Source organism: Rhodopila sp., from assembly GCF_035548235.1.
GTDB lineage: Bacteria > Pseudomonadota > Alphaproteobacteria > Acetobacterales > Acetobacteraceae > Rhodopila.
In genome coordinates this window covers 21,271-33,075 of record NZ_DASZTJ010000216.1, presented here as the reverse complement: position 1 = coordinate 33,075, position 11,805 = coordinate 21,271, and the positions used below count along the sequence as shown (strand labels likewise).

The following is an 11,805-nucleotide window of genomic DNA, read 5'->3' as shown; positions in this document are numbered from 1 at the left end:
CAACCAAAACATCCAGCATCAGGATCCAACACCCAATACCAAACACCCCAGCCCAAAAACCTTCAGCCACAATGCCTCTCAGCATCGCAACAGAGCGCCGCCAACGTATCCCTTCCTAGCCTATTCTCTTGTCAAAGAACCCGAGGATTTCTCCCCGTCCCGGCGACCGAACCGCGGGGGTCCGTCGTGGGAGGCGCCTTGTAGTCGCCCCCCACTGGATGTGTCAACGCGATTACGCGCTCGCCCCAAACTTTTTTCGAAATCCTATAACTGACTGAAAAACCTCATAAACAACACCCAAGTTCACGAAACCTCGATATGCATTGGAGCCATGCATCAGCCGCATGAACTCAGTGCGAGATATTCGAATAAGGCTCGACCAGCTTCCCCGACTGCAGCGCCGCCGGCTCCAACAGCGTCTCCACCTTACCGTCCCGGAACTGCGCCACGTCGTTCCCCTTCACGTCATGGAACTGTTCGGTCAGGATTTTCGCCTGCATCCAATCCCCATCCGGACCAAATGCCACGTCGCCCACGATCGTGTGGAACGTGTGTGCGTGGATCCACGCGGTCAGCCTGTCTTGATCCAGCGTCCCTGCCCCCTTGATCGCGTCCCCTACGACCTGGAGATACGCATACGCGAAGGGCGGCAGGTAATAGCCAAGCTGGTCCACCCCCTCCTTCACCGCTTCCGCCTGGTAGCGCTTCAGGAAATCCTCGATGCCAGGATACATCGTGGCCGGCGTCGGCAGCCAGAAATTGTATACAACCAGCCCATTCAGCTTCGGCCCAAGCTGAGTCTTGATCGATGTGGTCTGCGGCCCGACCATGCTGCCGCCCACCAGCCGCGCTTTCAGTCCGACCTCATGCAGCGCGTTGACGATGCCCACCGTGTCGGCCGGGTACGACGCGACGTACAGGACATCCGCATGCGCCGCCTGCACCGAGCGCACGATCGGCGAATAATCCGTCGTGGCCGGCGGATAGGATCGATTGTAAACGATCTCCAGCCCGGCCTCCTTGATATTGTCCAATGCGCCTTCGACCGCGTTCCGGGACGCTTCGGCATCAGCGCTGACGATCGCCACGGTCCTTGCAGGCGGCGTCATGCCCTTCGCGACATCGAAGAACCCCTTGGAGAAGGCCTTCTTGGCGCCCGCCGCCGGCCCCGCCGGAATCATTCCGAAGAAGCGCGGATAGTTGAACTCGGCATTGATGCCCAGTGCGAACAACGTCATGAACATCCGGTTATGGGCCATCACGACCGGCATCGCCGGGACAGTCATGTTGGTGCCGTAACCGGATACGACGATATCCACCTTATCAACGTCCAACAGCTTCGTATAAATCGCCGGCACGTTCGGCGGCGTGCTCTGATCGTCGTAGTAGACCAGCTTCACCGGCCGGCCGAGCAGGCCGCCGGCCTTGTTGGTGTCCTCCTCCCAGAGCTTCATGGCGATCAATGCGGCGCGTCCGTTTGCCGCGATATTACCGGTCAGCGCCATGCCGAAGCCGATGGTGATCGGATCGGCAGCCCGAGCAGCCGGACCGGCGCAGAGAAGACAGAACGCCAGCGCAACGGCGCCAGCCAAACGCACGAAGCCCATCTGTTATCCTCCCTCGCCGCCGTTCTTGGTGTGGCGGTCCGGCGAAACGGTAACCTGCCCCATCCGGAAAGGCCAGAGAGGTGACGGCTGTGCCGGAAGGGACAATAATGCCGACAAACAGACAAGGAGGAACGCCATGGCGCGCCTGCAAGACAAGATCATCCTCATCACCGGTGCCGCCCGCGGCCAAGGCGCTGCCGAAGCTCGGCTTTTCGTCCGCGAGGGCGCCAAGGTCGTCATCACCGATATCCGGGAGCAGGAAGGCCAGGCTCTGGCCAAGGAACTTGGGAAGTCGGCTGTCTTCCTGATGCATGACGTTACAAACGAAATGGACTGGCAGAAGGCCATCGACGCCGCATCGTCCTTCGGCGGGCTGCATGGGCTGATCAACAACGCCGGCATCTACCAGCCACGCCGCCTCCTGGACACCGACACCGCCCTGTTCGAGCAGCACATGCGGATCAACCAGCTTGGTCCGTTCCTGGGCATGAAACTCGTCGCTCCGTTGATGGAACGGTCTGGCGGAGGTTCGATCGTCAACATCTCCTCGGTTGCCGGACTGCGCGGGTCACCCGGCGCGATTGCCTACAGCGCGACGAAATGGGCACTGCGAGGCATGACGAAAGCCGCTGCCATCGATCTGGCGCCGAAAGGGATCCGCGTGAACTCGGTCCATCCCGGTCCGATCGATACCCATATGCTGGACGTCCGGACCCCGGAGCAGAACGCGAAGCGGCTGGAGCAGGTGCCGATGCGCCGTATGGGAACCGCCGAGGAAGTGGCCGACCTCGTGCTGTACCTGGTCTCGGATGAAAGCCGCTATGTCACCGGTGCCGAAATCGCAATCGACGGCGGGGCGACGCTGTAGTCGCCTCCTCCCTCATGGTCCGGATTGATCAGGCCATGAGGGGACTGAAAGAGGGTTGCTCCCTACAGCCACTTCATATCCGGCTCTCCACCCAGCCGGTACAGCCCGATCGTTTCGAAATGCGTGCGCCGGCCCTGGGTCTGCTGCGACACGCTGTTGATGTCGCGTAGCCGGCGCTCGAACGGTTGGTTGTTGAAGATCGCCGTCGATCCTGCCTCGTGGAAGATCGCATGGCATAGATCGCGCGAGGCGTGGATCGCATAGGTCGTCGCCTGCCTGATCTCGATCTTCTGCGCCAGAGACAATTCCCCTGTCGCCACCACATCGTCCCATGCCGCACGCAACGACTGATGCAGCCCGGCCCGCGCCGCCTTCCAGACCGCCTCCCAATAGCCGATCAGGTTCTGGATCGCTTGGTTGTCGCGCATCTTCTCGCTCGACCACGCCTGCGATTTCGTCTTCGCCAGCGCGATGAACGCGTCCAGCATCGCCCGCGCGACGCCCAGCGCCACTGAACTGAACCCACCGGCGTAAAGCTGCATCGACTGGAATCGGTAGAGGAACCCGTCCTCCCGCCGCTCCGGCGGATATTCCCGCGTTACCGTATGTGCCTCATCCACGAACAGCCCATCGACCGAATAGGTATCGCTGCCGGTCCCCCGCAGTCCCAGCACGCCCCAGACATCGTCGATCTTGGCCTTGTCGCGACGGAACAGCGGCGTCCGCTCCCACGGCTTGCCATCCGGCCGCACGCACGCCGTCCCATCCGCCTCGAAGCTCGGACACATCGCCCCGAGCCAGGTGGCGTGCCGGGAACCGCTGGCGAAGGTCCAGGAGCCATGCACCGTCCAGCCGCCGGGCGCGCGGATCGTCTTCGCCCCGGGCCCCTGCCCCCAGGCCAGCACGTCGCGTGGACCGCCCCAGACCTCCCACGCCACTGCCGGGTCGACATAGGCGGCAGCCATCGAGCATCCCGATCCCTGATTCATGCACCAGGCCGCCGAGGCGTCCCCCTCCGCGATCGCCTCCACGCATTGCACATACTCGACCGGCATCAGCTCCGCGCCACCCAGCGACCGGGGCAACAGCAGTTTGAACATCCGCGCCTCGAACATTGCGTCCAGCACGTCGCCCGGCAGCTCGTTCGCAGCGTCGATCCGGTCCGCTGCCTTCCGCAGCAATGGAATCAAGGCTCTAGCGCGTGCGAGGCAGGCTGGTCCGGACCAATCCCGGGGTACATTGCCGGGCAGACCCCCTTGCGGGTCCGATACGGCATCACTGGCGCGCCCAGCCACGTCGTTCATGGAGCGTTCCTCTACCTCACGGGTTCTTCGAAATTGACGTACCGATCAGGCGCAAGCAATACTGGTCAGTAGGCAATCTCTTTGAGCCGGAGCATAGTCCATGAAGTTGATGTGGTTCCACCTGATGCCCTACACGGAACTGCCGGCCGATTTCCGCGACGCCAACCCGTCGGTCTGGGTGGACATCCACTCCTCGCTGTTCGATCCGAAGCGCGCTCATCTCATGTACAACGACTTCATGGATGAGCTGGAATACGCCGCCGATTGCGGCTTCGACGCCGTCTGCGTGAACGAGCATCATTCCAATGGCTACGGACTGATGCCCAGCCCGAACCTGATCGCCTCGTCGCTGGCTCGCCGGACGCAGGGGGATACCGCGATCTGTGTCATGGGCAACTCGCTGGCGCTGTACAACCCGCCGACGCGCGTGGCGGAAGAATTCGCGATGATCGATTGCATCTCGGGCGGTCGCTTGATCGCGGGCTTCCCGGTCGGCACGCCGATGGACACATGCTACGCTTATGGAACGAACCCGAGCCAGCTCCGCCAGCGTTATCTGGAGGCGCATGACCTGGTGATGCGCGCCTGGACCGAGAAGGAGACGTTCGCCTTCAACGGCCGCTTCAACCAGCAGCGCTATATCAATATCTGGCCGCGCCCGGTGCAGACGCCGCATCCGCCCGTCTGGGTTCCCGGTGGCGGCAGCGTCGAGACCTGGCGCTGGTGCGCCGAGATGAACTACGTCTACTGCTACCTGTCCTATTACGGCTACAAGGCCGGCAAGGCCACGATGGACGGTTACTGGGCCGAAATGGACAGGCTGGGCAAGGACCGCAACCCGTACCAGGCCGGGTTCCTGCAGTTCGTCGGCGTCGGCGAATCCCGCGACCACGCCTTCGAACTCTATGCCGAGGCCGCGGAATATTTCTATGGCCGCTGCCTGCATGTCGATCCACGCTGGGCCACGCCGCCCGGCTACACCAGCGAAGGCAGCCAACGCGCCGGGCTGGAAAGCCAAGTCAAGAAAGCAGCCGATTCCAACGTGCGCGGCAAATCCACAGGGGAGCGTTTCGCGTCAACGGCCAGGGAGATGCAGGGCATCGTCGACAACGGCTACGTCATCATCGGCTCGCCGGATGACGTGGTCGAGCAGTTGCGGGAAGTCGCGACGAACCTGAATGTCGGCCATCTGATGCTGCTGCTGCAATATGGCAACATGCGCAAGGATCTGACCCGCTACAACACCAAGCTGTTCGCCGAGAAGGTGCTGCCCAAGCTGCGCGACGTCCATGCCGGCTGGACCGACCATTGGTGGCCGAAGCCGATGGCGGCCGAACAGCGCGCCGAGGTCCCCGCCTTCCTGCCGAAACTCGCCGCCGAATAAGGAACATCACCCGTGACAGAACCGGAAACGCTGACCATCGACGTCGGCGGCTTTGCCACGCGAGTCTGGCGTGCAGGAAGCGGCCCGAAACTCGGCTGGTTCGCCGGCTTCGGCGGCCTGCCGCGCTGGGTGCCGTTCCTGGATGAACTGGCGCGGACACGCACGGTGATCGTCCCGTCCCTGCCCGGTTTCCCCGGCGGCGATCGCGGACACACGGTGCTGGACACGCATCTGGACTGGCTGATGGCGGTGCGGGAAATCCTGGACAAGTCGGGCTTGGACGGCGCCGACCTCGCCGGCAGCTCCGTCGGCGCTTCCCTGGCGCTGGAGGCCGCGGCACTGTGGCCCGCCAGCGTCCGCAGGCTGGCGGTCATCGCCCCATTCGGCCTGTTCGACGACAAGAACCCGCCGACCGATCCCTGGGCCCAGCGCAGCAGCGACGTCCCCGGCCTGATGTGCGCCAACCCCGACGCCTGGACGACGATGAAGGCGGCGCCCGACGGCGCCAACTCGATCGAATGGCCGATCGAGCAAGTACGCGCGAACGAGGCCGCCGCTCGCATCTTCTGGCCTCTCGGCAACACGCGGATCGAGAAGCGGCTGCCGCTGATCAAGGCGCCGACCTTGCTGCTATGGGGCGATCAGGACCGCATCATGCCGCGCGCCTATGCCGAGACCTTCGCCGGCGGCATCGCCGGCCCGACGACGGTCCGGACGATCGCCGGCGCCGGGCATCTGGCCGAACTCGATCAGCCTGCCGCCGCGGCGGAGGCCATCACGGCGTTTCTCGGCCACGGTTGAGCGATCAGGCAAGCTCCCGCGAGCGGTCCCACAGATTCGGGACCGTCTCGCAGGAATAGCCGGAGATGAAGGTCTTCTCCGCGCCGTCCGTCCCAAACGTGTGACGCCGCACCGCGCCGATATTGCCGCCGTAGAGATGGATGCTGATCGACGGCTGGTCGTCCAGCAGGTTCGCCACCTGATGAATATCCCCGCCCCAGGGGGAGACGGCGCCGATGTCGCCGGGCTTCAGCACCTCCGGCTCGCCATCCTGGATCAACGCGCCCGCGGTGGTGCGGGTATAGGGAATGGAGACCTCGGCGCCCCGTAGCATGCCGATCAGGCCCCAGACCAGATGGTCGTGTATGGGCGTCTTCTGCCCCGGGCCCCAGACGAAGCTGACAAGGCAGAACCGCTCAGCCGGGTCGCAATGCAGCAGATATTGCCGGTACCGTTCGGGATCCGGCAGGGCCGCCGCTTCCGGCAGCCAGTCGTCCTGTGCGACCAGATCGGCCAGTAGCGGACGGGCCGCCGCCATCATCTCGGGTTCGGAAGACGCCGCATCCGCCACACGCGTCATGGAGACGACGAACGCGCGGAGCCTGTTGAGGTTCATGCCCATTTCCTTCTCCCGAGCCGCAGGTGGGGGTATTTATTTTCTTTGAATCAGAGACTTTGGATGTCGTCCTTCTATTAGCCTCCGAAACCTGGCCGTACGTCAAGGGCTTCCAGCGCCGGCGCGCTGAATCATTGACTGTCCGGTCGGTCTATGGAACCGTCGGTACATAGACCGCGGGGAACGGGAGCGCAGGTCCGCATGAACGATCCCAGTGCCATCGCCAGAGCCTGCGCGGACGCCATGTTGGCCGAGGACGCCGCAACGCGCCATCTGGGCATGACGATAGACCGGATCGGGCCGGGCCATGCCGTGCTCTCGATGACAGTCACCGGCTTTATGACGAACGGCCACCGCATTTGCCATGGCGGCTTCATCTTCACGCTTGCCGACTCCGCCTTCGCCTTTGCGTGCAACAGTTACAACCAGCGCGCCGTCGCGCAGCACGCCACCATCACCTTCGTCGCACCTGTCTATGAAAACGACCGCCTGACCGCCACGGCGCGCGAGGTCTCGCGCCGGGGTCGGGGCGGCATCTACGACGTCTCGGTTACCAACCAGGCCGGCGAGCAGATCGCGGAATTCCGCGGCCATTCGCGTTCGATGAAAGGCATGCATCTGCCGGAAAGCGCCTGACGAACGGGGAGGACAAACGTGAAGAACCTGGCGCCCGAGCCGGAGGAGTTGGAACCGATCGAAACCGCGTCCCGCGACGAGATCGCGGCCCTGCAACTGACCCGCATGCAATGGACGCTGCGGCACGCTTATGACAACTCGCTGTTCTACCGACAGCGCTTCGACAGACTGGGGCTGCATCCCGACGACCTGCGCAGCCTGGACGACATCCGGTCGTTCCCGTTCACGACGAAGTCGGACCTCCGCGATACCTATCCGTTCGGCATGTTCGCGGTGCCGCGGGAGGACCTGGTGCGATTGCACGCATCTTCGGGCACCACGGGCAAGCCGACGGTCGTCGGTTACACACAAAACGACATCGATACCTGGGCGCAGCTTGTGGCACGATCGATCCGCGCGTCCGGCGGGCGGCGCGGCGATCTTGTCCATGTCGCATACGGCTATGGGCTGTTCACCGGCGGCCTGGGGGCGCATTACGGTGCCGAGAAACTCGGCTGCACCGTCGTGCCGGTTTCAGGCGGCATGACCGGGCGGCAGGTGACGCTGATCCATGACTTCAAGCCGTGCATCATCATGGTGACGCCGTCCTATATGCTGTCGATCCTGGACGAGTTCCGCCGCCAAGGCCTCGATCCGCGCGCCAGTTCGCTGGAGGTCGGCATTTTCGGTGCCGAACCCTGGACCGAGGCGATGCGGCGGCAGATCGAAGACGCCTTCGACATGCACGCCGTTGACATCTATGGCCTGTCCGAGGTCATGGGCCCCGGCGTCGCCAACGAATGCGTCGAGACGAAAGACGGGCTGCATATCTGGGAGGACCATTTCTATCCCGAGATCATCGACCCGGACACCGGCGAAGTGCTGCCCGACGGCGAACTGGGCGAACTGGTCATCACCACACTGACCAAGGAAGGTCTGCCGATGATCCGCTACCGCACGCGCGACCTGACACGGCTGATGCCAGGGACGGCGCGCAGCATGCGGCGCATGGGCAAGATCACCGGCCGGTCCGATGACATGATCATCCTGCGCGGCGTCAACGTCTTCCCGACTCAGATCGAGGAACTGATCCTGAAATGCCATGGCCTGGCCCCGCATTTTCACATAGAGCTGACGCGCGCGGGCCCCATGGACGCAATGACCGTCCATGTCGAGGCAGCAGACCACGCAGCCGACGCCAGCGCCCGTTCGGGATCCTCGGCCGAGTTGGCGCATCACATCAAGAGCCTAGTGGGCGTGACGGCCATGATCGAGATCCACACCCCCGCCACCCTCCCCCGATCCGAGGGCAAGGCTCGGCGGGTCATCGACAACCGGCCGAAGGACTGAGATGGCGCGCACCCGAGCGACCGATTTCGACATGAAGCGACGTGCGATCTTGTCGAGTGCAGCGCGTGTTTTCGCCGAACAGGGCATGGACAAGGCATCGATGTCGCAGATCGCAGACCGTGCCGATGTGTCGAAGTCGCTGCTGTACCACTACTACGCCAGCAAGGACGCACTGGTGTTCGGCATCATCCACGGACACCTCACCGAACTGGATGCCGCACTAGAGGCAGCCGATGATCAGGGTTCGGAGGCGCCGGTCCGACTGCGCGCGCTGATCCACACGGTGCTTGAGGCGTATCGTGACGCGGACAGCGAGCACAAGGTCCAACTGAACGGCGCCAGCGCGTTGAAGCCGGAGCAGCAGGCGGACATCCACACGCTGGAACGGCGGATCGTCGAACGATTCGCGCGGGTGCTGGGGGAGATCAATCCCGATCTGGCGACGGGGTCGCGCAAGTTGCTGAAGCCGATGACCATGTCGCTGTTTGGGATGCTGAACTGGGTCTACCTTTGGTTCCGCGAGGATGGTCCCGTGTCGCGACGGGATTATGCGGATGCCGCGACGGTACTGTTCCTGCGCGGGGTTGGCGGCGTTACGTCCATTACGAATTCATCATCGTCTCTGTGAACACGGTTCCCTTTTTGCGATCGGCAGCGGCCGGCCATCCATGACTCGCACACGACATGGCAGCGCTCGTTCATCCTCACACGTCATAATTCACCGCAAGCCGGTCCGTCAGCGGATAGGATTGACAGGTGAGGACGTAGCCGCGTCGAACCTCGTCGTCCTCCAGCGCGTGGTTCGCCATCATCTCCACCTCCCCTTCGACGACCCGTGCTCGGCAGGTGGAACACACGCCCGCCTTGCAGGCATAGGGAACGTCGATGTGGCTGGCCAAAGCAGCCTCCAGCACGCTTTGCCCCTGCGTCGGCATGCGGAAATGCCGCGTTGCCCCGTCCAGCGTGAGGGCGACTTCGCACACCTCAACATCTACGGATGCCGAAAGCCGCGGCGTCGCCGCGCGACCAGGCTGAGCGGCCGCGAAGAGTTCGAACTTGATCTGCGCGTCCGTCATCCCGTGCTCCCGCAAGGACGCCGCGATCGTCAGCATCATCGGCTCCGGTCCGCAGATGAACGCCAGGTCGATGCCGGACAGGTCGATCCAGCTCCGGAACAGGGCCGCGCATTTCGATGCGTCGACGCGACCGACGAACAAGTCGATGTCCTGGGCATCGGTCTTCAGGATGTGCAGGATCGACAGCCGACCGAGATACCGGTTCTTGAGGTCCTCCAGTTCCTCACGAAACATGATCGTCTGGACCTGGCGATTGGCGTAGACCAGCGTGAACTGCGACCGCTTCTCTCGCGCCAGGACGGTCTTGATGATCGACAGCAGCGGCGTGATGCCGCTACCGGCGGCAAAGCCCAGATAATGCCGTGACGATGACGGCTCGATCGGTGCATGGAATGCCCCCATCGGGGGCATGGCCTCCAGCACGTCGCCCGCGCGCAGGTGGTCGTTCACCCAGTTGGAAAAGAAGCCGCCCGTCACCCGTTTGATGCCGACCTGCAGCACACCGTCGTCACGGCCGGCGCAAATCGAGTAGGACCGGCGAAATTCGACGCCATCGAAGACCCGGCGAAAAGTCAGATGTTGGCCTTGAATGAAGTCGAACCGGTCCCGGTCCTGGTCTCGCGGGCGAAGTGAGACCACGATGGCGTCGCGCGTTTCCCGCCGCACCTCGGTGACGGTCAGAGGAAAGAAACGCGGCATGCTGTCTCCGCCCACTATTAGATGCATTTGAAATAGTCGAACGGCTCAAGGCAATCCTGGCATCGATACGCAGCCTTGCACGGGGTGGAGCCGAACTGACTGATCTTCTCCAGGCGGCCCGACCCGCAATGCGGGCAGGCCGCCGGCCCGTGCGCCGAGGGTGGTGCGATGCCGTATGCGCGCAGCTTCGCCTGCGCCTCCGATCCGATCCAATCGGTGGTCCAGGGCGGGCTCAGCCGGCGTTCCAACCGCAGTTTCTCGACGCCGTGCCCGCGCAGTGCCGTTTCGATATCCAGGTTGATGACCGCTGTCGCCGGGCAGCCGGAATAGGTGGGCGTGACAGCGATCACCAGCGTGTCGTCATCCCAGCTTATATCCCTCACGATCCCCAGATCGGTGATCGACACGACCGGAATCTCCGGGTCCGGCACTTGGTCCAGCCAATGCCAGACCTGTTCCACCGGGATCACCATGTGGCGCCTGGATACGCACGCTGGAGGAACTGCATCTCCGCCAGGATGTAGCCCAGATGCTCCGTATGGATGCCCTGCTTGCCGCCTTTGTGGACGAACCTGGTCGAGGGAACGGCCAGCGTTGCCGCTTTCAGCGTATCCAGCACCACGCGATCCCAAGCCGGCTTCAGGCTTTCCGGTAGCGGCGCTATACCGGCTTCGGCCGCGGCCTTGTCCCGGTCGTCCGCAACGAAACACTCTCCGGCATACGACCAAAGCTCATCCAGTGCTGCCTGCATCCGCCGATGGCTTTCCTCCGATCCATCCCCCAGCCGGACGACGAGATCTGAAGATCGGCCCAGATGATACGAAACCTCCTTCACGGCCTTGGCGGCGATACCGGCAATCCGAGTGTCGGCGGAGGTGGTGAGGTCTGCCAGCAAGGCGTGGTGCCAGGCGTCGAACAGGAACTGCCGCATCAGCGTCTGCCCATAATCTCCGTTCGGCCGTTCCACCATCTTCAGATTGCGGAACGACGATGCGTCACGCAGATAGGCCAGGTTGTCGGCGGTCCGGCCCTTGCCTTCGACCGCCCCGGCCAGCTCCAGCCAGAGCTGTGCCTGCCCCAGCAGGTCGAGCGCGGTGTTGGCCAGCGCGATATCCTCCTCCAACGCCGGTGCGTGACCGCACCATTCGGACAGCCGGTGGCTCAGGATCAATGCGTTGTCGCCGGTGCGCAGCAGGAACGTCAGCAGCGCGTCCGGCATCACATATGACCCACGTCGTCGGGGATATCGAAGAAGGTCGGATGCCGATAGACCTTGGTGTTTGCCGGCTCGAACAGCGGCCCCTTGTCCGAAGGACTGGAGGCGACGATGTCGGTCGACCTCACCGCCCAGATGCTGACGCCCTCGTTGCGCCGCGTGTAGACGTCGCGCGCGTTGCGGATCGCCATCGCCGCGTCGGGCGCGTGCAGGCTGCCGACATGGCGATGGTTCAGGCCGTGCTGGCCCCGGATGAAGATTTCCCAAAGCGGCCAATCGGTGGACATGCG

At 63.7% G+C, this 11,805-nt stretch carries 13 protein-coding genes; 6 read left to right on the top strand and 7 right to left on the bottom strand.

All coding sequences use genetic code 11. The features are described from left to right. Window positions 1-350: 350 nt before the first annotated feature. Entirely contained in the window at window positions 351-1,607 is a 1,257-nt protein-coding gene (locus VHB27_RS18040; protein WP_325603057.1) for an amino acid ABC transporter substrate-binding protein, read from the bottom strand. A gap of 136 nt (window positions 1,608-1,743) precedes the next feature. Between VHB27_RS18040 and VHB27_RS18035 the strand changes: the two genes are divergently transcribed. After that, a complete protein-coding gene (locus tag VHB27_RS18035) occupies window positions 1,744-2,475 on the top strand; it encodes an SDR family NAD(P)-dependent oxidoreductase (RefSeq protein WP_325603055.1) in 732 nt (243 codons plus the stop codon). A gap of 62 nt (window positions 2,476-2,537) precedes the next feature. Here VHB27_RS18035 and VHB27_RS18030 read toward each other — a convergent pair whose 3' ends face one another. Further along, the gene (locus VHB27_RS18030) at window positions 2,538-3,665 is read right to left on the bottom strand and encodes an acyl-CoA dehydrogenase family protein (protein WP_325603053.1); all 1,128 of its coding nucleotides are present in this window, start codon (window positions 3,663-3,665) and stop codon (window positions 2,538-2,540) included. A gap of 214 nt (window positions 3,666-3,879) precedes the next feature. Here VHB27_RS18030 and VHB27_RS18025 point away from each other — a divergent pair, with 214 nt between their 5' ends. Together VHB27_RS18025 and VHB27_RS18020 are read left to right on the top strand one after the other, a co-directional pair. After that, on the top strand, window positions 3,880-5,163 hold the full coding sequence (locus VHB27_RS18025) for an LLM class flavin-dependent oxidoreductase (RefSeq protein WP_325603049.1): 1,284 nt from the start codon (window positions 3,880-3,882) through the stop codon (window positions 5,161-5,163). A 12-nt stretch (window positions 5,164-5,175) separates the two neighbouring features. Beyond that, on the top strand, window positions 5,176-5,964 hold the full coding sequence (locus tag VHB27_RS18020; protein WP_325603047.1) for an alpha/beta fold hydrolase: 789 nt from the start codon (window positions 5,176-5,178) through the stop codon (window positions 5,962-5,964). 4 nt (window positions 5,965-5,968) lie between these two features. Here the strand turns inward: VHB27_RS18020 and VHB27_RS18015 are convergent, their stop codons facing one another. Next, complete coding sequence (locus VHB27_RS18015) at window positions 5,969-6,559, bottom strand: cysteine dioxygenase (RefSeq protein ID WP_325603045.1); 591 nt, start codon at window positions 6,557-6,559, stop codon at window positions 5,969-5,971. Between the two features lie 201 nt (window positions 6,560-6,760). Here VHB27_RS18015 and paaI point away from each other — a divergent pair, with 201 nt between their 5' ends. The 3 genes from paaI (at window position 6,761) to VHB27_RS18000 (ending at window position 9,152) form a co-directional block, all read left to right on the top strand. After that, window positions 6,761-7,195 carry a hydroxyphenylacetyl-CoA thioesterase PaaI gene (gene paaI / locus VHB27_RS18010; RefSeq protein WP_325603043.1) on the top strand — a complete coding sequence of 145 codons (435 nt, stop codon included), beginning with the start codon at window positions 6,761-6,763 and terminating at the stop codon, window positions 7,193-7,195. A 105-nt stretch (window positions 7,196-7,300) separates the two neighbouring features. Continuing rightward, the gene (gene paaK, locus VHB27_RS18005) at window positions 7,301-8,524 is read left to right on the top strand and encodes a phenylacetate--CoA ligase PaaK (protein ID WP_325603059.1); all 1,224 of its coding nucleotides are present in this window, start codon (window positions 7,301-7,303) and stop codon (window positions 8,522-8,524) included. A 1-nt stretch (window position 8,525) separates the two neighbouring features. Beyond that, a complete protein-coding gene (locus VHB27_RS18000; RefSeq protein WP_325603041.1) occupies window positions 8,526-9,152 on the top strand; it encodes a TetR/AcrR family transcriptional regulator in 627 nt (208 codons plus the stop codon). A 76-nt stretch (window positions 9,153-9,228) separates the two neighbouring features. Here VHB27_RS18000 and paaE read toward each other — a convergent pair whose 3' ends face one another. The 4 genes from paaE to paaB are packed head-to-tail and all read right to left on the bottom strand — an operon-like array spanning window position 9,229 to window position 11,802. Next, on the bottom strand, window positions 9,229-10,299 hold the full coding sequence (paaE, locus tag VHB27_RS17995) for a 1,2-phenylacetyl-CoA epoxidase subunit PaaE (RefSeq protein ID WP_325603039.1): 1,071 nt from the start codon (window positions 10,297-10,299) through the stop codon (window positions 9,229-9,231). Window positions 10,300-10,316: 17 nt separating this feature from the next. Then, window positions 10,317-10,772 (bottom strand): 1,2-phenylacetyl-CoA epoxidase subunit PaaD, encoded by a 456-nt coding sequence (paaD, locus tag VHB27_RS17990; RefSeq protein ID WP_325603037.1) that lies wholly within the window; start codon window positions 10,770-10,772, stop codon window positions 10,317-10,319. After that, the gene (paaC, locus tag VHB27_RS17985) at window positions 10,766-11,518 is read right to left on the bottom strand and encodes a 1,2-phenylacetyl-CoA epoxidase subunit PaaC (RefSeq protein WP_325603035.1); all 753 of its coding nucleotides are present in this window, start codon (window positions 11,516-11,518) and stop codon (window positions 10,766-10,768) included. The genes paaD and paaC overlap by 7 nt, the downstream gene beginning before the upstream one ends. Further along, window positions 11,518-11,802, bottom strand: coding sequence for a 1,2-phenylacetyl-CoA epoxidase subunit PaaB (gene paaB, locus VHB27_RS17980; RefSeq protein WP_325603033.1), 285 nt, complete (start codon window positions 11,800-11,802; stop codon window positions 11,518-11,520). Before paaB ends, paaC begins: the two co-directional genes overlap by 1 nt. Window positions 11,803-11,805 lie beyond the last annotated feature (3 nt).

Bases quoted from the DNA above. Each gene is read 5' to 3' on its own strand.
- paaI (WP_325603043.1), top strand. From the start codon at position 6,761: ATGAACGATCCCAGTGCCATCGCCAGAGCCTGCGCGGACGCCATGTTG.
- VHB27_RS18040 (WP_325603057.1), bottom strand. From the start codon at position 1,607: ATGGGCTTCGTGCGTTTGGCTGGCGCCGTTGCGCTGGCGTTCTGTCTT.
- VHB27_RS18000 (WP_325603041.1), top strand. From the start codon at position 8,526: ATGGCGCGCACCCGAGCGACCGATTTCGACATGAAGCGACGTGCGATC.
- paaC (WP_325603035.1), bottom strand. From the start codon at position 11,518: ATGCCGGACGCGCTGCTGACGTTCCTGCTGCGCACCGGCGACAACGCA.
- paaE (WP_325603039.1), bottom strand. From the start codon at position 10,299: ATGCCGCGTTTCTTTCCTCTGACCGTCACCGAGGTGCGGCGGGAAACG.
- paaB (WP_325603033.1), bottom strand. From the start codon at position 11,802: ATGTCCACCGATTGGCCGCTTTGGGAAATCTTCATCCGGGGCCAGCAC.
- paaD (WP_325603037.1), bottom strand. From the start codon at position 10,772: ATGGTGATCCCGGTGGAACAGGTCTGGCATTGGCTGGACCAAGTGCCG.
- VHB27_RS18035 (WP_325603055.1), top strand. From the start codon at position 1,744: ATGGCGCGCCTGCAAGACAAGATCATCCTCATCACCGGTGCCGCCCGC.
- paaK (WP_325603059.1), top strand. From the start codon at position 7,301: ATGCAATGGACGCTGCGGCACGCTTATGACAACTCGCTGTTCTACCGA.
- VHB27_RS18025 (WP_325603049.1), top strand. From the start codon at position 3,880: ATGAAGTTGATGTGGTTCCACCTGATGCCCTACACGGAACTGCCGGCC.
- VHB27_RS18015 (WP_325603045.1), bottom strand. From the start codon at position 6,559: ATGAACCTCAACAGGCTCCGCGCGTTCGTCGTCTCCATGACGCGTGTG.